Source organism: Nocardioides sp. Soil805, from assembly GCF_001429625.1.
Taxonomy (GTDB): domain Bacteria; phylum Actinomycetota; class Actinomycetes; order Propionibacteriales; family Nocardioidaceae; genus Nocardioides.
The window spans coordinates 825,067-842,753 of record NZ_LMSU01000001.1; the positions used below are offsets into that span (position 1 = coordinate 825,067).

General features: G+C 72.0%; 22 protein-coding genes and 1 riboswitch. Of the genes, 9 read left to right on the forward strand and 13 right to left on the reverse strand.

The window, feature by feature from the left end; translation table 11 throughout:
- Positions 1–13: 13 nt before the first annotated feature.
- Complete coding sequence (locus ASG94_RS04135) at positions 14–925, reverse strand: LysR family transcriptional regulator ArgP (protein WP_056925110.1); 912 nt, start codon at positions 923–925, stop codon at positions 14–16.
- Positions 926–997: 72 nt separating this feature from the next.
- Here ASG94_RS04135 and ASG94_RS04140 point away from each other — a divergent pair, with 72 nt between their 5' ends.
- Positions 998–1,597 carry a LysE/ArgO family amino acid transporter gene (locus tag ASG94_RS04140; protein ID WP_200958013.1) on the forward strand — a complete coding sequence of 200 codons (600 nt, stop codon included), beginning with the start codon at positions 998–1,000 and terminating at the stop codon, positions 1,595–1,597.
- Between the two features lie 101 nt (positions 1,598–1,698).
- Entirely contained in the window at positions 1,699–2,547 is an 849-nt protein-coding gene (locus ASG94_RS04145) for a phosphatidylinositol-specific phospholipase C/glycerophosphodiester phosphodiesterase family protein (protein WP_056925111.1), read from the forward strand.
- Here the strand turns inward: ASG94_RS04145 and ASG94_RS04150 are convergent.
- The 3 genes from ASG94_RS04150 to ASG94_RS04160 are packed head-to-tail and all read right to left on the reverse strand — an operon-like array spanning position 2,526 to position 4,222.
- A complete protein-coding gene (locus tag ASG94_RS04150) occupies positions 2,526–3,326 on the reverse strand; it encodes a hypothetical protein (protein WP_056925112.1) in 801 nt (266 codons plus the stop codon). The genes ASG94_RS04145 and ASG94_RS04150 overlap by 22 nt on opposite strands.
- A gap of 12 nt (positions 3,327–3,338) precedes the next feature.
- A complete protein-coding gene (locus tag ASG94_RS04155; RefSeq protein ID WP_056925113.1) occupies positions 3,339–3,581 on the reverse strand; it encodes a helix-turn-helix domain-containing protein in 243 nt (80 codons plus the stop codon).
- Complete coding sequence (locus tag ASG94_RS04160) at positions 3,581–4,222, reverse strand: DUF2975 domain-containing protein (protein ID WP_156411407.1); 642 nt, start codon at positions 4,220–4,222, stop codon at positions 3,581–3,583. Before ASG94_RS04160 ends, ASG94_RS04155 begins: the two co-directional genes overlap by 1 nt.
- Before the next feature lie 118 nt (positions 4,223–4,340).
- Between ASG94_RS04160 and ASG94_RS04165 the strand changes: the two genes are divergently transcribed.
- Both ASG94_RS04165 and ASG94_RS04170 read left to right on the forward strand, forming a co-directional pair.
- On the forward strand, positions 4,341–5,228 hold the full coding sequence (locus ASG94_RS04165; protein WP_056925115.1) for an oxygenase MpaB family protein: 888 nt from the start codon (positions 4,341–4,343) through the stop codon (positions 5,226–5,228).
- 81 nt (positions 5,229–5,309) lie between these two features.
- On the forward strand, positions 5,310–5,912 hold the full coding sequence (locus ASG94_RS04170) for a GNAT family N-acetyltransferase (protein ID WP_056926280.1): 603 nt from the start codon (positions 5,310–5,312) through the stop codon (positions 5,910–5,912).
- A gap of 56 nt (positions 5,913–5,968) precedes the next feature.
- On the opposite strand, the gene hppD is transcribed toward ASG94_RS04170, so the two are convergent.
- The gene (gene hppD / locus ASG94_RS04175; RefSeq protein WP_056925116.1) at positions 5,969–7,195 is read right to left on the reverse strand and encodes a 4-hydroxyphenylpyruvate dioxygenase; all 1,227 of its coding nucleotides are present in this window, start codon (positions 7,193–7,195) and stop codon (positions 5,969–5,971) included.
- A gap of 82 nt (positions 7,196–7,277) precedes the next feature.
- Here hppD and ASG94_RS04180 point away from each other — a divergent pair, with 82 nt between their 5' ends.
- Entirely contained in the window at positions 7,278–7,739 is a 462-nt protein-coding gene (locus ASG94_RS04180; protein WP_235537124.1) for an Lrp/AsnC family transcriptional regulator, read from the forward strand.
- 82 nt (positions 7,740–7,821) lie between these two features.
- Here ASG94_RS04180 and ASG94_RS04185 read toward each other — a convergent pair whose 3' ends face one another.
- Positions 7,822–8,358 (reverse strand): PaaI family thioesterase, encoded by a 537-nt coding sequence (locus ASG94_RS04185; RefSeq protein ID WP_056925117.1) that lies wholly within the window; start codon positions 8,356–8,358, stop codon positions 7,822–7,824.
- Positions 8,359–8,413: 55 nt separating this feature from the next.
- Here ASG94_RS04185 and ASG94_RS04190 point away from each other — a divergent pair, with 55 nt between their 5' ends.
- Positions 8,414–8,896 (forward strand): winged helix-turn-helix transcriptional regulator, encoded by a 483-nt coding sequence (locus ASG94_RS04190; protein WP_056925118.1) that lies wholly within the window; start codon positions 8,414–8,416, stop codon positions 8,894–8,896.
- Here the strand turns inward: ASG94_RS04190 and ASG94_RS04195 are convergent.
- On the reverse strand, positions 8,886–9,536 hold the full coding sequence (locus ASG94_RS04195) for an IclR family transcriptional regulator (RefSeq protein WP_056925119.1): 651 nt from the start codon (positions 9,534–9,536) through the stop codon (positions 8,886–8,888). The two genes, ASG94_RS04190 and ASG94_RS04195, sit on opposite strands and share 11 nt — an antisense overlap.
- 112 nt (positions 9,537–9,648) lie before the next feature.
- Here ASG94_RS04195 and ASG94_RS04200 point away from each other — a divergent pair, with 112 nt between their 5' ends.
- Positions 9,649–11,172, forward strand: coding sequence for a calcium-binding protein (locus ASG94_RS04200; protein WP_056925120.1), 1,524 nt, complete (start codon positions 9,649–9,651; stop codon positions 11,170–11,172).
- Positions 11,173–11,263: 91 nt separating this feature from the next.
- On the opposite strand, the gene ASG94_RS04205 is transcribed toward ASG94_RS04200, so the two are convergent.
- Genes ASG94_RS04205 through ASG94_RS04215 form a run of 3 tightly spaced genes read right to left on the reverse strand, consistent with a single transcriptional unit; the run spans position 11,264 to position 13,949 of the window.
- On the reverse strand, positions 11,264–13,048 hold the full coding sequence (locus ASG94_RS04205) for a DEAD/DEAH box helicase (RefSeq protein WP_056925121.1): 1,785 nt from the start codon (positions 13,046–13,048) through the stop codon (positions 11,264–11,266).
- Entirely contained in the window at positions 13,045–13,359 is a 315-nt protein-coding gene (locus tag ASG94_RS04210) for a DUF3039 domain-containing protein (RefSeq protein WP_056925122.1), read from the reverse strand. The genes ASG94_RS04205 and ASG94_RS04210 overlap by 4 nt, the downstream gene beginning before the upstream one ends.
- Before the next feature lie 26 nt (positions 13,360–13,385).
- Positions 13,386–13,949 carry a YqgE/AlgH family protein gene (locus tag ASG94_RS04215; protein WP_056925123.1) on the reverse strand — a complete coding sequence of 188 codons (564 nt, stop codon included), beginning with the start codon at positions 13,947–13,949 and terminating at the stop codon, positions 13,386–13,388.
- A gap of 51 nt (positions 13,950–14,000) precedes the next feature.
- Here ASG94_RS04215 and ASG94_RS04220 point away from each other — a divergent pair, with 51 nt between their 5' ends.
- Both ASG94_RS04220 and ASG94_RS22315 read left to right on the forward strand, forming a co-directional pair.
- Positions 14,001–14,486 carry a TetR/AcrR family transcriptional regulator gene (locus ASG94_RS04220; RefSeq protein ID WP_235537125.1) on the forward strand — a complete coding sequence of 162 codons (486 nt, stop codon included), beginning with the start codon at positions 14,001–14,003 and terminating at the stop codon, positions 14,484–14,486.
- Between the two features lie 12 nt (positions 14,487–14,498).
- Positions 14,499–14,699, forward strand: a complete 201-nt coding sequence (locus ASG94_RS22315; protein ID WP_056925125.1) for a hypothetical protein — start codon at positions 14,499–14,501, stop codon at positions 14,697–14,699.
- Between the two features lie 31 nt (positions 14,700–14,730).
- Here ASG94_RS22315 and ASG94_RS04230 read toward each other — a convergent pair whose 3' ends face one another.
- From ASG94_RS04230 to ASG94_RS04240, 3 genes are all read right to left on the reverse strand, one after another.
- Entirely contained in the window at positions 14,731–15,753 is a 1,023-nt protein-coding gene (locus ASG94_RS04230) for a DUF3048 domain-containing protein (protein WP_056925126.1), read from the reverse strand.
- Positions 15,754–15,876: 123 nt separating this feature from the next.
- Positions 15,877–16,449, reverse strand: a complete 573-nt coding sequence (locus ASG94_RS04235) for a C40 family peptidase (RefSeq protein WP_056925127.1) — start codon at positions 16,447–16,449, stop codon at positions 15,877–15,879.
- Between the two features lie 4 nt (positions 16,450–16,453).
- A riboswitch (cyclic di-AMP (ydaO/yuaA leader) is annotated at positions 16,454–16,609 on the reverse strand.
- Positions 16,610–16,838: 229 nt separating this feature from the next.
- A complete protein-coding gene (locus ASG94_RS04240) occupies positions 16,839–17,606 on the reverse strand; it encodes an SDR family NAD(P)-dependent oxidoreductase (RefSeq protein WP_056925128.1) in 768 nt (255 codons plus the stop codon).
- Positions 17,607–17,687 lie beyond the last annotated feature (81 nt).

Sequence of the window (17,687 nt, forward strand, 5' to 3'; positions counted from 1 at the left end):
CGGTCACAGCGTCTCAGCTCAGCCAGCCACGCGCCGCGCCGGTGATGGCGCTCGTCAGGTCGGCCATCAACGGCGACTCGAGGCGCCAGTGCTGCCAGAAGAGCGGCACGTCGGTGTGCCGACCGGGCACGATCTCGACCAGCCGACCGGCGTCGAGGTCGGCCCGGACCTGGACCTCGGGGATCATCCCCCACCCCATCCCCCGGCGTACGGCGTTGTCGAACTCCCCCACCGACGGGATCCAGGTGACCGGCGGCGTGAGGTGGCGACGGGTCACCTTGCGCAGGAAGTCGTGCTGCTGGGTGTCGTTGCGGTCGAAGGCGATGAGCGGCACCCGCCCCAGCGCGGCCGCGGAGGCCCCGTCCGGGAGGTGCGCCGCGACCCAGGCCGGGGTGGCCACCGCGCGGTAGCGCATGGACCCCAGCCGTACGACGCGACAGCCGGGCACCGGACGCGGATCGGAGGTGACCGCGGCCATCACGTCCCCGCGACGCAGCCGCTCGGTGGTGCGGGACTGGTCCTCGCGGACGATCTCGAAGGTGACCCGGTGGGCGGACTGCACCTCGACGAGGGCGTCGACGAGCCAGGTGTAGAGCGCGTCGGCGTTGACCGCGATCGGCACCGCGGCGAAGGGATCGTCCTCCCCGGGGTCCTCGCCCTCGAGGAGCTCGGCCACCGCCTCGCGCTCCAGCAGCTCGGTCTGGGCGGCCAGCCGGACCAGCACGTGACCGGCCTCGGTGGCCTCCAGCGGCTTGACCCGGTGCACCAGCACCCGGCCCACGTGGGTCTCCAGTGCCTTGATCCGCTGGCTCACCGCGGAGGGGGTGACGTGCAGCTCCCGGGCCGTGGCCTCGAAGGTGCCGAGCCGGACGGCGGTCGCCAGCGTGCGCAGCGACACGGGGTCGATCTGAGTGACGTCTTTCATACTTAGAGAGTCTCATGATTCCTCAGAATACTTCGCTGGATTGAAGCCTGCTTCCGACCTAGCGTTCTACACATGTTGAGCATCTTCCTCACCGGTGTCCTGACCGGTCTCGCCCTGATCGTCGCCGTCGGCGCCCAGAACGCCTTCGTCCTGCGTCAGGGCATCCGTGGCGAGCACGTGCTGCCCGTGATCGCGGTGTGCATGCTCTCCGACATCGTGGCGATCACGGCCGGCGTCGCGGGCTTCGGCCTCGTCCTGGAGCGCTGGCCCGCCGTGCTGCCGGTCGCGCAGATCGGCGGCGGGCTCTACCTGCTGGCCTTCGGCGTGCAGTCGGCGATGCGCGCGTGGCGTCCCGTGGCGCTCGACGCCGAGGGCGGCACGACCATGTCCGTACGCCGCGCGATGCTGCTCACCCTCGCCCTGACGTGGCTCAACCCGCACTTCTACCTCGACGCGATCGTGATGCTCGGGACCGTGGCCAACAGCTTCGACGACCACCGCTGGTGGTTCTGCGCGGGCGCCGTCGTGTCCAGCCTGATCTGGTTCCCCACGCTCGGCTTCGGTGCGCGCGCCCTGCGTGGCGTCTTCGCCCGGCCGTCGGCCTGGCGGGTGCTCGACTCCGGCATCGCCGTGGTCATGGGTGCCCTGGGCGTGGGCCTACTGGTGCACTGAGCCGCCGCGGTCGTCGAGGTCGCCGCGCTCGCCGCGGCGACGTCACCCGGCGTGCACGACCTCGCCACCTGCCGGACAGCCGCGTGGGCTCGACTCGATCCATGACATCTCGGATCCTCAGCTCCCTGCTCGTCCCGGCCGTCCTGGCCGCCGGCCTCGCCCTCGTGGGTCCGACGGCGGCCACCGCCGCACCGGCGGACGACACGGGGACGACGCCCCTCGCGCAGGCGCACGCCCACAACGACTACGAGCACGAGCGTCCGCTGCTCGACGCCCTCGACCACGGGTTCACCTCGGTCGAGGCCGACGTCTGGCTCGTCGACGGCGAGCTGCTGGTGGCCCACGACCTTGCCGACGTCGACCCGGAACGCACGCTGGAGTCGCTCTACCTCGAGCCGCTGGCCAAGATCGCGGCCGACCACGGCGGCTCCGTCCACCCGGACTGGGACGGCACCTTCCAGCTCCTGATCGACGTCAAGAGCGCCGCCCGCCCGACGTACGACGCCGTCCACGCCGCGCTCGCCGCCCACGACGACACCATCACCCGCTACCAGCACGGGAAGGTCAAGCAGCGTGCCGTGGACGCCGTCATCAGCGGCAACCGCGACCTCGCGTTCATGCAGTCGCAGAAGAAGCGCTTCGCGGGGTACGACGGCCGGCTGGGCGACCTCGGGTCGGGGCTGGAGGCGACCCTCATGCCCCTGGTGAGCGACAACTGGACCAAGCACTTCACCTGGCAGGGCGTGGGCCCGATGCCGGCCGACGAGCGGGCGAAGCTCGACGACATCGTGGCCCGGGCGCACGCCGCGGGCCACCGGGTGCGCTTCTGGGCGACGCCCGACGCCGCGCTGCCGAACCGGGAGGCGGTCTGGCAGGTGCTCCGCGAGGCCGGCGTGGACCACGTCAACACCGACGACCTCGCGGGGCTTCAGGCGTTCCTGTCCTCCTGAGCGAAGGCGAGGCCGCGCTCGTCGAGCGCGTCGCGCAGCCGGCCGATCGCCAGCGGCCCGACCCCGTGGAGGGCGGCGAGCTCCGCCTCGGTCCGTCCGGCCACCTGCTCCAGCGTGGTGAGCCCCTCCGCCCGCAGGGCGCGGGTGGCGGGCGCACCGATCCTCGGCAGTGGGGTGCCGGTGGGCCGGGGCGCACGCTCGCGCGGCGTCGCCAGCCCGGCGTCGACGACCGCCTGGCCCCGTGGCGACAACAGGTAGCCGATGTCGAGGGACTCCGTCAGCCCCAGCTCCTTGAGCTTGCGGACGTCCTTCTTGAAGTCGGCCGTCTCTCGACCCACGCGGGCGGCGAGGTCGGGGGCCCGGACGGTCGGGTTGAGGTCGATGAGGTCCAGGGTCTCGCGGGTCCACACGCCGTACGACGACGCCTGGTCCAGGCGGTCGAGCCGGGCGTTGATCTCCTCGATCTCCCCGGCGTCCGGGACCGACTCCCGCAGCGCCTCACGCGGGTCCGGGCCGGCCCACACCAGGCCGATGCGCCAGGCCGGCTCGTCGGCCCGGGCGGCGAGCGCCCGGCGCAGCGCCGCCAAAGAGGGGGCTCCCGCGCGCCGAGCGTCCTCGGCGGTGATCCTGCCCGCCCGCTCGACCGACGTCACCTCCAGCACGCCGACCGCGGTGCGCATCCGGGTCCCGACCACGACGCGCGGCCGTGCCCACCGGCGGAACGCGAGGTCGACGGTGCCTGCCTTGATCGCCGCCAGCTCGGCGGGCCGGATCATCATGGTCAGAGCCTGTCAGTCGACGCGGAGGATGTCTCCCGGCTGGCACTCGAGGACTCGGCAGATTCGGGTCAGCGTGGAGAAGCGCACTGCCTTGGCGCGGCCGTTCTTGAGGACGCTGAGGTTGACCACGGTGACGCCGACCCGGTCGGCGAGCTCGGTCAGGGTCATCCCCCGGTCCGCGAGCACCTCGTCGAGGTGCACCGAGACGCCGTGCGGATCCTCGGGCTCGGGGGCCGCGTTCGCGCGTCGTGCCATCAGATCATGGCCTCGACATCGCGTCGCATGCCCGCGGCCTCGCCCATCACGCGTGCCAGCGCCAGCAGGGCGATGCCGACGAGGACGGGAAGCCACGGGACCGTCGCGGTGAGCACCAGCGCGCTGTCGGTCATCCGGTTGAGCAGCGCCGCATTGATCCACCCCGAGAGCACGAAGTCGAGCGCCGCCCAGGCGATCACGATCCTGCCCAGGGTCGTCAGCGCGCCGGGCACCTGGTCGGCGAAGACCCCGTCCCGACGGGCCCGACGCAGGAATCGCCAGAACATCGCGAAGAACAGAACAGGTCCGCCGACCCACACGACCAGCCCCGCGCCGGCGAGCGCCCGAGTCACGCCATCGGGGTCCGGGTCGCAGACCTGCACCTCCTCGACCCTCCATGCGACGCCGTCGCGGAGCCCGACGGGGCCGGTGGCACCGCCCTCGACCTGCCGGAAGGCGGGCTCGTCACCCGAGCCCGACGCGCACACCTCGGCATCGAGACCCGGGACCGAGCCGCTGCCGAACACCACTCCGACGACCACGGCGCAGGCCAGGACCGCCATCACGGCGACGATCAGCCCGACCAGGATCTCGAGCAAGCGGAGCGGATCTGTGCTGCGCTGGGTCCCGGTACCGGTCATGGAGTCCCCCATATCGATCTTCGATGTTATCGAGTGACGATATGCCATCGTTTCTCGATACGTCAACCTCTTCCCATCCGCGTAGCACGCCTTCGGGCCCCCTCGTAGGGTCGAGGACATGACTCCCCTGCGCGCGCGGCTGGGCCGCGAGATCTTCCGGCGCGTCGCCGGGCCGGACGGTCCCCGCGCCCGCGACCGCATCCACGGCACTCCTGGGCCGCGCTGGTTCGACGCCGACTCCGAGATCGTGCGGGTCCACGCGGACGCCTCGATGTTCATCGGCGGGATCCGCGCGATCCTCCTGCAGACCATGCACCCGGCCGCGATGCAGGCCGTGGCGGACCACTCGGGCTACCGCGGCGACATGTGGGGACGGCTGGCGCGCACCAGCCAGTTCCTGGCCGTCACCACCTTCGGCACGATCGACCACGCAGAGCAGGCGATCCGCGCGGTCCGCGCCATCCATGAGCGGGTGACGGGCACGATGCCGGACGGCACGCCGTACGCCGCGTCCGACCCGCACCTGCTGGCCTGGGTCCACGCCGCGGAGGTCGACAGCTTCCTGCTCGCCCACCAGGTGTACGGCGCGCGGCCGCTCGACGAGGCCGGGTGCGACGCCTACGTCGCCCAGGCCGCGCTGGTGGCCGGCAGGCTCGGCGTGATCGACCCGCCCACCACGGTGGCCGAGCTGCGGACGGTGCTCGAGGACTTCCGCCCGGAGCTGCGCGCCACCGACGAGGCCCGCGCCGCGGTGCGGTTCCTCGTCCTGCACCCGGACCTGCCGGTCGCCGCCCGCCCGGCGTATGCCGTGCTCATGGCCGCCGGCATCGCCCTGATGCCGCGCTGGACCCGCCGCCCGCTGCGCCTGCCCTGGCTGCCGGTCTCGGAGCGCACGGTCGTCAAGGCACTCGGTACCCTGGCCACCGGCACCATCCGCTGGGCGATGTCCTCGGGGGTCGACGAGGCACACGAGCTGCGCGCCTCCGCGGCGCCCGCGCCCGCCTGAGGGGCCGCCCGCCTCTCACCGGATGGCTGAGGCCCCGGAACCCGGTTGCCGACCAGTGGCAGACCTGTGACGCTCTGGGCCATGCAGAGGAGTCCTTGGCCGGTGCGGCTGGACGGCCTGGTGTTCCGCGAGGCCGTGGAGCCAGACGTCCCGGTGCTGCAGTCCTTCCGGAACGACCCCGGGGTGAACCACTTCATGGTGCGGACCCACGTCGACCCCGACGACCTCCGGCGTGAATGGCTCGCGGTGCCCCACAGCCCGACCGACTACTCGTGTGTGGTCGAACGCGACGGTCAGGTCGTGGCCATGGGGTTCCTCGACATCGTCGATGGATCCGGCCAACCGGGCCACCCGACCGGGACGGACGGTGTCATCGGCTACGTCGTCGACCCCCGGGCTGCGGGGCAGGGCATCGGGACCGCCACGGCCCGAGCCCTCGTGCGAGCGGCCTTCGACAGGCTCGGCCTGCGTCGGGTGACGGCCGCCGCGAACGCCGACAACGTCGCCTCCGTGCGCGTGCTCGAGCGCGCCGGCATGCGCCGGGAACGCCTCTCGCTCAAGGCGTTGTGGCACCAGGAGCTCGGGTGGTTGGACGAGGTGGAGTACGCGCTCCTCGACGAGGAGTGGGACGCGCGCGGTCCCGACACGTCGCGGGCGCCTGACGTCCGGACGCGCGCGACCTGAGTACTGCCTGCCTAGATCCGAGCCGGCGGAGCGGGGTGGCGGCGTCGTACCTGCGATCAGAGGTTGCCGCGGGCGTCCTGCTCGCGCTCGATGGCCTCGAAGAGCGCCTTGAAGTTGCCCTTGCCGAAGCCGAGCGACCCGTGCCGCTCGATCAGCTCGAAGAAGACGGTGGGGCGGTCACCGAGCGGCTTGGTGAAGATCTGCAGCAGGTAGCCGTCCTCGTCGCGGTCGACGAGGATCTTGCGCTTCTGCAGCTCCTCGATCGGCACCCGGACGTTGCCGATCCGCTCCCGCAGCTCGGGGTCCTCGTAGTAGGAGTCCGGGGTGTCGAGGAACTCCACGCCGTTGGCGCGCAGCGCGTCGACCGAGGCGAGGATGTCGTTGGTCGCCACCGCGAGGTGCTGGGCGCCGGCGCCGCGGTAGAACTCGAGGTACTCGTCGATCTGCGACTTCTTCTTCGCGATCGCCGGCTCGTTGAGGGGGAACTTCACGCGGTGGTTGCCGTTGGCCACGACCTTGGACATCAGCGCGGAGTAGTCCGTGGCGATGTCGTCGCCGATGAACTCGGCCATGTTCGTGAAGCCCATGACCTTGTTGTAGAACTCGACCCACTCGTCCATCTTGCCGAGCTCGACGTTGCCGACGATGTGGTCGAGGGCCTGGAAGAGCCGCTTGGGCTGGCCCTCCCTCTTCTCGAACGTGCTCGCCTTGGCGACGTACCCGGGCAGGTAGGGGCCGGAGTAGCGCGAGCGGTCGACCAGCGTGTGCCGGGTCTCGCCGTACGTCGCGATGGCCGCGATCCGCACGGTGCCGTGCTCGTCGGTGATCTCCTCGACCTCGCGCACGACGGTCGCGCCGGCCTTGCGGGCCTGGGCGATGCACTTGTCCACGTCGGGCACCTCGAGCGCGATGTCGACGACGCCGTCGCCGTGGCGGCGGTGGTGCTCGACCAGCGGGCTGTCGGGGTCGACGGCACCGTTGATGACGAAGCGGATCGAGCCGGAGCGCAGCACGAAGGACTTGTGGTCGCGGTTGCCGTTCTCCGGGCCGGAGTAGGCCTCGAGCTGCATGCCCCACGCGGACTGGTAGTAGTGCGCGGCCTGGGTCGCGTTGCCCACGACGAAGACGATCGAGTCCCACCCGGTGACCGGGAAGACGTCGCTGTCCTCGTCGTACTCCACGAGGCCCACGAGCTGCTTGAGCTGCTCGAGGGTGAGGTCGGCCTTGAGCTCGTCGGTGGTGAGCGCGGCGCCGGTGGAAGGCTGGTCGGTCGTCGAAGTCATGCACACAGCCTCCTCGATGATCGACAGAGTGTGCAACAGTACGTCGAAATGCTGGTCAACCTGCACAGGAGAGACGCACGCCGTGGACGACCTGGACCGCAGATTGATCGAGCTCTTCGCCGCCGAGCCCCGCATCGGCGTCCTGGAGGCGTCGCGCCGGCTCGGGGTCGCCCGCGGCACCGCCCAGGCCCGGCTCGACAAGCTCGCGGCCAGCGGTGTGGTGACGGGGTGGGGGCCGGACCTCTCGCCGGAGGCGCTGGGCTTCCCGGTCATGGCCTTCCTGACCCTGGAGATCCGCCAGGGGTCGGGCCACGACGCCGTGGCCACCCACCTCGCCGACATCGCCGAGGTGCTGGAGGCCTACACGATCACCGGGGCCGGGGACATGTGGGCGCGGGTGGTGGCCCGGTCCAACGCGGACCTCCAGCGGGTCATCGACCGGGTGCTCACCGAGCCCGGCATCGAGCGCTGCACCACCGTCATCGCCCTCGCGACCCAGATCCCCCACCGCGTGCTTCCTCTGGCCCGGTCCGCGGTGGGCTGATTTCGAGACGGGTCGCTCGCGCGCTGGCGCGCTCGAGCCGAGCCCTCCTCAATCTCCCGCCGCTCACCAGGGTTTCGCGAGCTCAGCCCTGGGTGGCGTGAAAGATCATGCAGCTGGAGATGGCGTGCGCGACCGCCTTGCCGGCCTCGTCGCGCAGCTCGGCCTGGGCCAGCGCCGTCCGCCGCCCGCGCTGCAGCACGGTGCCCTCGCAGGTCAGCAGGCCGGAGTCGGCGGTGACCGGGCGCAGGAACTTCACGGTCAGGTCGAGCGAGGTGTACATCTCCCCCACCGCCAGCGTGGAGTGGACCGCACATGCCGCGGCGGTGTCGAGGAGCGTCGAGATGACCCCGCCGTGGACCCCGCCGAGCGGGTTGTAGTGGAAGGTCTGCGCCGGCATCTCGACGACGACGCGCCCCTGCTCGGGACGGAACCCCGTCATCGCGAGCGTGTCCATGATCGGCGGCCGGGGCAGCTCGCCGGCGGCCATCATCTGCAGCTGCTCGAGGCCGGTCGCGGCCAGCAGCCGGTCGAGGTCGCCCTGGCCGGGGCGGGCCCACTCGACCACGCGGGAGTCGGTGGCGAAGTCGCCGTGGTCGGGGCGGCTCTGGGTCTGGGTCATGGATCCAGCCTGCACCCTCCTTGCTGAGTCTGTCAATCAGACCTAGGGTGGCGCCATGACGACGCCCCCGCCCGCGCTCGCCTGGTCCACCGACAACTGCACGGTCGGTCGTGCCATGGAGGTGCTCGGCGAGCGCTGGACCTTCGTGGTGCTGCGGGAGGTCTTCAACGGCGTACGCCGCTTCGAGGACATGCGCCGACACACCGGGATGCCCCGCCAGGTGCTGACGGACCGGCTGGCGCTGCTGGTCGACGCGGACATCCTCCGCCGGGTGCCCTACCGCGAGCCCGGCCAGCGCGAGCGCCACGAGTACCGCCCGACCGACAAGGGCTTCGACCTCTACCCCGTGCTCGTCGCGGTGCGCCACTGGGGCGATCGCTACCTCGCCGACCCGGAGGGGTCCCCGGTCGAGTTCGAGCACGTGGGCTGCGGCGCAGAGGTGGACGTCGTGCTGCGCTGCCGGGACGGCCACGAGGTCACCGGTCGGCGCGACGTGGCGACCCGACCGGGTCCCGGGATCGTTCCCTTCAGCGGCTGACGTCGCCGACCAGGGCCAGGCGCACCGACTCGGCGGCCGCCAGCACCCGGGGGGCCACGACCCCCTCGTCGATGCCGCCACCGAGGGTGACGACGCCGACCGACGCCTCCAGGCCGTCGACACCACGGACCGGGGCGGAGAGCCCCTGGGCGCCCGACTGGAGCTCGCCGGTCGTGACGACGTATGCCGTGCCGTTGTCGCGGCCCACCAGGATGGCCTTGCCGGCCGCCCCCTGGGTGAGCGCGTGCCGGGCGCCGACGCGGTAGGAGACGTGGAAGTCGGTCCACGACGGCTCGACGACAGCCAGCGCGAGCGCCTCGTCGCCGTCGGCGACCGTCAGGTGGGCGGTGCAGCCGATGGCGTCGGCCAGGCTGCGGAGCACGGGGACCGCCAGGTCACGCAGCAGCGGCTGCACGGCCGAGGCGATGTGCAGGACGCCGAGGCCCACGAAGAGCCGCCCGCGGCCGTCGCGGCGTACGAGACCGTGCTGCTCGAGCGTGCTGGTCAACCGGTAGACGACCGTCCGGTTGACCTCCAGCTCGGCGGCGAGCTCGGTGACGGTGAGGCCGTGGGGCGACTCGGCGAGCACCTCGAGCACCCGCAGCCCCCGGTCGAGTGTCTGCGAGGTTTCGGTGGCCATGTGGCCAATCTAGTGACAACCATCTAGCGGCGGCCGTCGTCACACCCCTGAGTGCTCTTCGCACCGCCCCGAGACGGGGTGTTCACACACCGAACGATCAGAGGGAGAACACATGCATCACCACGTACGCCGCACGGTCGCCGCCACGGGGACCACGGCTCTCGTCGCGGCAGCGCTGCTCATCGCGCCCGGCGCGCAGGCAGCCGCCGCCATCGCCTGCCAGGGCAAGGCCGTGACCATCGACGGCAGCGGCCAGGCCACCGTCACCGGCACTCCCGGTGACGACGTCATCGCTGCCACGGTCGGCTCGACCGTCACGGCGCTGGCCGGCAACGACACGATCTGCGTGCTGCCCGGCACCGCCACGACGCCGACGTCGGTCGACGCGGGTGAGGGCAACGACGCGGTGGACGCGTCCACCCTCCCCGAGGGCGTCACCGCGACGACCGCGCTGGGAGCAGGGGACGACACCTACACCGGTGGCGCCGCCTCCGACCAGGTGTCCACCGGGGCCGGCGCCGACACGGTCACCACGGGCGCAGGTGACGACGGGGTCGGCAGCGGCACTGCCGGCCAGCCCAACGCCGACAAGCTCGACCTCGGCGTCGGCGACGACGTGCTCGACTGGCACGGCACCCAGGCCCCGAGCGGCTCGGTCGACGTCGGCGACGGCGCCGACACCCTGGCCGACAGCGACGGCGGAGTGGTCGCGATCAACGCCACCACCGGCGCGGTCGACCGCGACGGCGCGACCGTCCTGAGGTGGAAGGGGTCGGTGACCGACTACGTCGTCGAGTCGACCGCCACCCGGGTCGGCTTCGACGGGACCGACGCGGCGGAGACCTTCACGCTGCGCGACCCCGCGACCGGCGCGACGCCGACCACGACCGACCTCGACATGGCCGGAGGGGACGACACGATGACCATCCGGTCCCACGTGCTCGACGGCTCCACCTGGGAGGGTGGCGACGGCACGGACCTGTTCCAGGTCGCCCACGACTACACGCAGATGTTGCTCGACCTGCGCAGCGGCCAGTTCGAGACCGGCTCCCCCGACGTCACGGTCGACCAGCGCGTGAGCGGGGTCGAGGACGTCGACGCGATCACTGCCAAGGTGACCGTCAAGGGCACGGGTGCCGCCGGCAACGTCATCAACCTGCAGGGCTGTGCCATGTGGGCGGTGGGACGGGGCGGTGAGGACACGATCGGCTACGGCGTCGACATCGCGGACGCACCCACGCTCACGTGCACCGGCACCGGCACCTCGATGGTGGCCCGTGGGGGCAAGGACGACGACCGGATCACCGGCAGCTCCGGCAACGACCGGCTCTTCGGCAACAAGGGCGAGGACCTGGTCACGGCGATGGGCGGTGACGACGTCATCTTCGGTGGCGACGACGACGACCGGATCAAGGGCAACGCCGGTGACGACAAGGTCCGCGGCGGCATGGGCAACGACGAGCTGGGCGGCAACGCCGGCAACGACCGCGTCCAGGGCGACAAGGGCAACGACCGACTGCTCGGCCACCTCGGCAACGACGTGTTGGTCGGTGGCCTCGGCTTCGACCGGGCCAACGGCGGCAAGGGCGTCGACCGGGCCTTCTCGGTCGAGCGGCGCTGGAACGTCGAGCGCTGAGCGACCCGGCTGAGCGATCGGCACCGGCCGTCGTCCGCACCCGCGGGCGGCGGCTGGTCCGCGTCCCGGGCGCGTCGAAGGGCGCCCAGGCTCAGGAGGACTTGCGGACCGCCCAGTCCCGAATCCGGTTGATCCGCTCGTGCAGCTGGTCGGCGCTGGCCACCGCGGCCGCCGGCCCCCCGCACTCCTTGCGCAGGGTCGCGTGGGTGATGCCGTGCGCCTGCCCGGTGCGGTGGTGCCAGGCGGCGACGAGACCGTTGAGCTCGCGACGCAGGATGGCCAGCTGCTCGTGGGTGGACACCTCCGCCACCGTGTCGGCCTCGGGCCGGGCGGCCTTCTGCTTGATGGCGCGCTCGGACTGGCGCGAGTGCAGGAGCTCGCGCACCTGGTCGGGTTCGAGGAGGCCGGGGATGCCGAGGAAGTCCATCTCCTCCTCCGAACCCACGTGCACCTCGCCGGAGTGGCCGAACTCGCCGCCGTCGTAGAGCACCCGGTCGAACGAGGCCGTCGAGCCGAGCGCCTCCCACGACATCTCCAGCTCGCCGGAGGCGGTCTCGCTGGCGTTGGCCGCCGCGAGCAGGTCGTTCTCGGCCGCGAAGATGTCGTCCTCGTCGGTGACCTTGCGGCCGAGCACGTGGTCGCGCTCGACCTCCAGCTCCGAGGCGTAGCCGAGCAGGTGCGGGACCGACGGGAGGAACACCGAGGCCGTCTCGCCCCGCGACCGGGCCCGCACGAAGCGTCCGACGGCCTGGGCGAAGAACAGCGGGGTCGAGGTCATCGTCGCCCACACGCCCACCGCCAGCCGGGGCACGTCGACGCCCTCGGACACCATCCGCACCGCGACCATCCAGCGCTTGTCGGAGTCGCTGAACTGGCTGATCTTCTTCGACGACGCCTTCTCGTCGGACAGCACCAGGGTCGGGGACTCGCCGGTGATCTTCTTGAGCAGCCCGGCGTAGGCACGCGCCTTCTCCTGGTCGGAGGCGATGACGAGCCCACCGGCGTCGGGGACGTGGCGGCGTACCTCCGCGAGGCGCTTGTCGGCCGCCTCGAGCACCGACGGGATCCACGAGCCCGCCGGGTCGAGCGCGGTGCGCAGTGCCTGCGCGTGCATGTCCTTGGTGAGCGGCTCGCCGAGACGGGCGGCGATCTCGTCACCGGCGCGGGTGCGCCAGGTCATCTCGCCGGAGTAGGCCATGAAGAGGACCGGACGCACGACGTGGTCGGCCAGCGCGTGCGCGTAGCCGTAGGTGAAGTCGGCCACCGAGCGCGGGATCCCGTCGTCGCCGGGGGCGTAGGTGACGAACGGGATCGGGTTGACGTCCGAGCGGAACGGGGTGCCGGTCAGCGCGAGGCGACGGGCGGCGGGCTCGAAGGCCTCGCGCACGCCCTCACCCCACGACAGCGCGTCGCCCGCGTGGTGGATCTCGTCGAGGATGACCAGCGTCTTGAAGCGCTCGGTGCGGATCCGCATGGCCAGCGGGTTGACCGAGACGCCGGCGTAGGTCACCGCGATGCCGACGTAGTCCTGCGACGTTCTGCCCTTGCCGGCGGCGTACGTCGGGTCGATGGGGATGCCTGCCTTGGCGGCGGCCTCCGCCCACTGGGTCTTGAGGTGCTCGGTGGGCGCGACGATGGTGATCCGGTCGACGACGCGCCGACCGAGCAGGTCGGCGGCGACCGTCAGGGCGAAGGTCGTCTTGCCGGCCCCGGGCGTGGCGACGGTGAGGAAGTCGCGCGGGTTGCTCGCGAGGTAGCGCTCCATCGCCGCCTGCTGCCAGGCCCGCAGCAGGGGGGCCGTGCCCCAGGCCGCGCGCTCCGGCCAGGCCGGAGCGAGGACCGGAGCGGGGGGTACGGCGTCGTGCCGCCCCGTCACGCGTCGGGGCCCTGATTGCCAGGACCGTTGCCTGAACCGCCGCCGGAACCGTCGCCCGAGCCGTCACCGCCGGGCTTGATCGACTCCCAGATCTCCTTGCACTCCGGGCACACCGGGTACTTCTCCGGCGCCCGCGAGGGCACCCACACCTTGCCGCAGAGGGCGATCACGGGGGTGCCCATCACCATGGCCTCGGTGAGCTTGTCCTTGGGGACGTAGTGGCTGAACCGCTCGTGGTCACCATCGTCGGTCGGCTGGGTGCGACGGTCCTCGATCGTCTCGGTGCCGGGCGAGAATCCGATGGTGCTCATGGGGGCCAGTCTAGGTCAGTCCGGGGTCAGTTGAGGTCGGGGTCGACCGGGCGTGTGGAGTGCCACGCCAGCTGGCCGGGCTGGCGGCGCATGACGTCGCGCCACAGCTCGGAGGGGTCGTCGCGGAAGAAGTCGCCGGTCTCGCCGGCGGCGACGTACCAGTCCCCGCGGGCGATCTCGCCCCGGAGCTGCTCGGCGTCCCAGCCGGCGTACCCGGCGAAGATGCGCATCCCGACCAGGCTGCCCTCGAAGAGCGCGACGGGCGTGTCGAGGTCCACGATGCCGAGCCGGCCCTGCACCGAGCGGAAGCCCACCGGCTGGTCGTCGACGTCGCGCAGCATCGCCACCGCGATGGCGCCCTCCACGCTGACCGGGCCGCCCTTGAACAGGACCTCCGGGGAGGTCAGCGTCGGGGTCCAGGCCCCGACCTCGTCGATCTCGGCGACCGGGACCTGCGAGGGCCGGTTGAGGACCACCCCGAGCACTCCCTCCTCGTCGGCGTTGAGGAGCAGCACCACCGTGTGCGCGAAGTTCGGGTCGGTGAGCCCGGGCGTCGCGAGCAGCAGCATCCCGGGCGCGACGTCGGTCATGGCCCCATCATGTCGGATCGCCGGCGCCGGATGCGTGCCTACACTGCCGGGATGTCCTCCCAGGCGGGCGACCCGACCGGGTCCCGCGGCCCCGACGTCGCGAGCCGGCGGCAGGAGTTCTCCGCCTCGACCAGGCGCGCCCTCGTCGACGTCGCGGAGGAGCTCTTCGCCGAACAGGGGTACGCCGCCACCTCGCTCGAGCAGGTCGTGTCCGGCGCCCGGGTCACCAAGGGCGCCCTGTACCACCACTTCTCGGGCAAGCAGGCGCTCTTCGACGCCGTCTTCGGGCGCGTCGAGGCCACCGCCGGACAGGCGATCCAGGCGGCGCTCGACCGCCAGAGCGACCCGTGGGAGAAGGCCGACGCCGGCGTACGGGCCTTCCTCGAGGTGGTCCAGCGCCCCGACTACCGGCGCGTGGTGGTCCAGGACGGCCCCTCGGTGCTGGGCTACGAGCGCTTCCGCGAGCAGGAGGAGCGCTCGACGTTCGCCACGGTCGTGGAGATCGTGCGGATGGTGCTGCCGACGCAGGCGTGGTAGCTCAACGAGGCGATGCTGCTGACCTTCGCCCGGATCTTCTTCGGCGCGCTGGCCTCGGCCGGCGCGTCCGTGGCGACCAGCGAGGACCCCGCGGCCGACGCGGCGCGCGTCGAGACCGCGATCGCCTACGTCCTCGCCGGCCTCAGGTCGGTCGTGGTGGCCGGCGTCGCGCTCCCCCGGCCGGGCCCTCCAGGCGACGAGGTCGCCGGCTGAGGGGTCCCGGCCGCGGGAGCCGCGACAGGGGTCACTTGCTCCAGGTGAGGTCGCCGCTGCTGGCGGGGACGAGCTCGACCCACGTGCGACCGGCCGGGACCGTCATCTCGCCGCCCTTCGGGCCGGTGAGCTCGATGGCGCCGGTGAGCCCGTCCTTGGTCCAGGTGCCACGCACGACCTTGCCGCCGTGGAACAGCACCGCCTGGCCCTTGCCCTCGAACTTGGTCTCCGGCACGGGGTAGCCGGCCGGGTCGCGGTAGCCCGCGTCACCGATCTGCACCCGCAGGGCCAGCACGCTGGTCGCCGGGAAGACGTCGCCCTGGGCGGCGTACGAGTTGGTGTTGACGTACTTCCCGCCCTGGAACTGCCAGGTCGTGGTGTGGTTGCCGAAGGCCGCCGACAGGCTCGAGGCCGGCTTGCCGCCGGAGAAGTCGCCCTCCTCGCCGAAGGCGAGGTAGGGCTCCGGGGCGTCGCCGCCCTTGATCCCGCCGGCGATGGTCTTGAGGTCGGCGAAGAGGTTGTACGGCGCGGAGCGGGCGTTGTCGCGGTAGACGCCCTTGGCGCCCTCGGTGACGAACGGGATCCCGGCCTTGTTGATCCGGCCCAGGGTCACCGCCGCGGCACCGCTCGTGACGACGTGCGCGCCGGTCGGGACGATGCCGATGTCGCTGGCCCGCATGGACCGGACGGGACCGACCACCTTGGGGAGCTGCGAGTAGTAGAACGCCGCGAGCCGGGTCACGCCGCCCTCGACGAGCTCCTCCACGACCATGTCGGCCTGGCCCAGGCCGACCTGCGGGGAGCTGGACGGGGTGTTGTCGACCTTGGTGACGATGACCGGGTTGGCGGGGGCCTCACCCTTCATCGGCAGCCCGGTCAGCGGCCACAGGGCCGGCTCCTCGGGCTCGGCGACCGTGGTCTCGCTCGTCTCGTCGGCCGGCGCCGGCGAGCTGGTGGGCTCCTCGTCGTCGCTGCCGCAGCCGGCGAGCAGGAGGGAGGCGACGGCCAGGGTCGCGACCGTGACGCGCAGGCGTCGGGGAAGTCGGGGAAGCACGGGGGAACTCCGATCGGGTGGTGGTGCGAGTCGAACGCCGTCAAGTGTGACGGGCGCGCCCTCCCCCAGGGGGAAGGCGCGCCCGTCACCGGGAGCTCGCGCGGTGTGACGTGCGGCGCTGGGTCAGCGCACGGTGCCGGCGAACCAGGCGTCGGTCCACGGGGCGGCGACGGTGACGCTGCGGCCGGAGCCCGGCGCGTGGACCATCAGGGCGTGGCCGTTGTCCCACCGCAGGAAGATCGCGGCGTGGTAGACGCCGCCCGAGCCGGTGAAGAACATCAGGTCGCCGGGCTGCATGTCGTCCTTGGCGATGCGACGCGTCGCGCCGGCCTGGGCGCTCGACGTGCGCGGCAGGTTGATGCCGGCCTGGCCGAAGCTGAACTGCACGAGGCCCGAGCAGTCGAAGGCGTTCGGGCCGGCGGCGCCGTAGACGTAGGCGTCGCCGCGCTGGGCGAGCGCGACCGACAGGGCGGTCTGGACGCGGCTGGTCTCGCGCTTCCGGGAGACCTCGAGGCGCTTGGCCTCCCGCTCGCGGAACTGCTTGTACTGCCCCTGGTCCATGACGACGGCGTCACGGTCGGAGGCCGCCTGGGCGGGGGCTGCGGCGAGCGAGACACCGAGGGAACCGGCGGCGACGACGCCGAGACTGATGATGCTGAGAGCGCAGGAACGCGCGGTGCGACGGATCGCGGGCATGGCAAAGTCCTTTCCCACGCCTGTGAGGTGAGCTGTCGGGTTGGAGCTGGAAAGTGCTCCGCCACTCGTGAGTGGCTTCACCCCAAGCCGTCCCGGGTCGTCCGGTCCGGCGGTGGAACCTGTGGGTCCCCCACTCCTGCCCAAGTTACGTTCTCGGGGGTCCGCCCCGGGCGGGCAGGACTCGGCGTTGCCCGGGGAGGGTTATCGGGTTGTGGTGCGCCGCGTCCTCACGGGAAAGGACACGGTGACAGTCCGCCACCGTAGGTTCACCTGCCGGACATGTCCAGAACGCGGCACGCCCCCGGCGGCGGGCCGGGGGCGTGTCAGGCGGGAGCAGCGCGAGGGAATGTGACGTTCGTCTCCCCCGCCACGCCGCGCGAGGTGCGGGATCAGCCGAGCTTGGCGCCGCCGTCGACGTACAGCGTCTGACCGGTGATGTACGACGCCTCGTCGCTGCACAGGAACGCCGCCGCGGCGGCGATGTCCTCGGGGAAGCCGACCCGCTTGACCGGGTTCGACTCGGCGGCTGCGGCACGGAAGTCCTCGACGCTCATCTTGACCCGCGCGGCCGTGGCGTCGGTCATCTCGGTGGCGATGAAGCCGGGTGCGATGGCGTTGGCGTTGATGCCGAACGGGCCGAGCTCGATGCCCAGGGTGCGGGTGAAGCCCTGCACGCCCATCTTGGCCGCGGAGTAGTTGGCCTGGCCGCGGTTGCCCAGCGCGGAGACGCTGGAGAGGTTGAGGATCTTGCCGTAGCGCTGCTCCACGAAGTGCTTCTGGGCGGCCTTGGTCATGTTGAAGGCGCCCTTGAGGTGGACGTTCATCACCAGGTCCCAGTCGTCCTCGGACATCTTGAAGAGCAGGTTGTCGCGGGTGATGCCGGCGTTGTTGACGAGCACGTGGATGCCACCGAGCTCGTCGACGACGCGCTGCACCGCGGCCTCGGCGGCGGCACCGTCCACGACGTCGCAGCCGATGCCGACGGCCTTCGCGCCCTCGACCAGCTCGAGGCGGCCGGCCGCCTCCTGGGCGCTGGCCTCGTCGAGGTCGAGGATGGCGACGCTGGCGCCCTCGGCGGCGAAGCGCTGCGCCGTACCGAACCCGATGCCGCGCGCGGCTCCGGTGATGACTGCGACCCGTCCGTCGTAGCGGCCCATGAGTGACTCCTTGTTCGTCCGGTGAGCTGGGTGGTGAGGCGGGTGCGCCCCGCACGTCGGGCCGACCCTAGTACCCGCGCC

Excerpts from the sequence above, each read along its gene's own strand:
- ASG94_RS04135 (WP_056925110.1), bottom strand. The coding sequence starts at position 925 with ATGAAAGACGTCACTCAGATCGACCCCGTGTCGCTGCGCACGCTGGCG.
- ASG94_RS04140 (WP_200958013.1), top strand. The coding sequence starts at position 998 with ATGTTGAGCATCTTCCTCACCGGTGTCCTGACCGGTCTCGCCCTGATC.
- ASG94_RS04145 (WP_056925111.1), top strand. The coding sequence starts at position 1,699 with ATGACATCTCGGATCCTCAGCTCCCTGCTCGTCCCGGCCGTCCTGGCC.
- ASG94_RS04150 (WP_056925112.1), bottom strand. The coding sequence starts at position 3,326 with ATGATGATCCGGCCCGCCGAGCTGGCGGCGATCAAGGCAGGCACCGTC.
- ASG94_RS04155 (WP_056925113.1), bottom strand. The coding sequence starts at position 3,581 with ATGGCACGACGCGCGAACGCGGCCCCCGAGCCCGAGGATCCGCACGGC.
- ASG94_RS04160 (WP_156411407.1), bottom strand. The coding sequence starts at position 4,222 with ATGACCGGTACCGGGACCCAGCGCAGCACAGATCCGCTCCGCTTGCTC.
- ASG94_RS04165 (WP_056925115.1), top strand. The coding sequence starts at position 4,341 with ATGACTCCCCTGCGCGCGCGGCTGGGCCGCGAGATCTTCCGGCGCGTC.
- ASG94_RS04170 (WP_056926280.1), top strand. The coding sequence starts at position 5,310 with ATGCAGAGGAGTCCTTGGCCGGTGCGGCTGGACGGCCTGGTGTTCCGC.
- hppD (WP_056925116.1), bottom strand. The coding sequence starts at position 7,195 with ATGACTTCGACGACCGACCAGCCTTCCACCGGCGCCGCGCTCACCACC.
- ASG94_RS04185 (WP_056925117.1), bottom strand. The coding sequence starts at position 8,358 with ATGACCCAGACCCAGAGCCGCCCCGACCACGGCGACTTCGCCACCGAC.
- ASG94_RS04190 (WP_056925118.1), top strand. The coding sequence starts at position 8,414 with ATGACGACGCCCCCGCCCGCGCTCGCCTGGTCCACCGACAACTGCACG.
- ASG94_RS04195 (WP_056925119.1), bottom strand. The coding sequence starts at position 9,536 with ATGGCCACCGAAACCTCGCAGACACTCGACCGGGGGCTGCGGGTGCTC.
- ASG94_RS04200 (WP_056925120.1), top strand. The coding sequence starts at position 9,649 with ATGCATCACCACGTACGCCGCACGGTCGCCGCCACGGGGACCACGGCT.
- ASG94_RS04210 (WP_056925122.1), bottom strand. The coding sequence starts at position 13,359 with ATGAGCACCATCGGATTCTCGCCCGGCACCGAGACGATCGAGGACCGT.
- ASG94_RS04215 (WP_056925123.1), bottom strand. The coding sequence starts at position 13,949 with ATGACCGACGTCGCGCCCGGGATGCTGCTGCTCGCGACGCCCGGGCTC.
- ASG94_RS04220 (WP_235537125.1), top strand. The coding sequence starts at position 14,001 with ATGTCCTCCCAGGCGGGCGACCCGACCGGGTCCCGCGGCCCCGACGTC.
- ASG94_RS22315 (WP_056925125.1), top strand. The coding sequence starts at position 14,499 with ATGCTGCTGACCTTCGCCCGGATCTTCTTCGGCGCGCTGGCCTCGGCC.
- ASG94_RS04235 (WP_056925127.1), bottom strand. The coding sequence starts at position 16,449 with ATGCCCGCGATCCGTCGCACCGCGCGTTCCTGCGCTCTCAGCATCATC.
- ASG94_RS04240 (WP_056925128.1), bottom strand. The coding sequence starts at position 17,606 with ATGGGCCGCTACGACGGACGGGTCGCAGTCATCACCGGAGCCGCGCGC.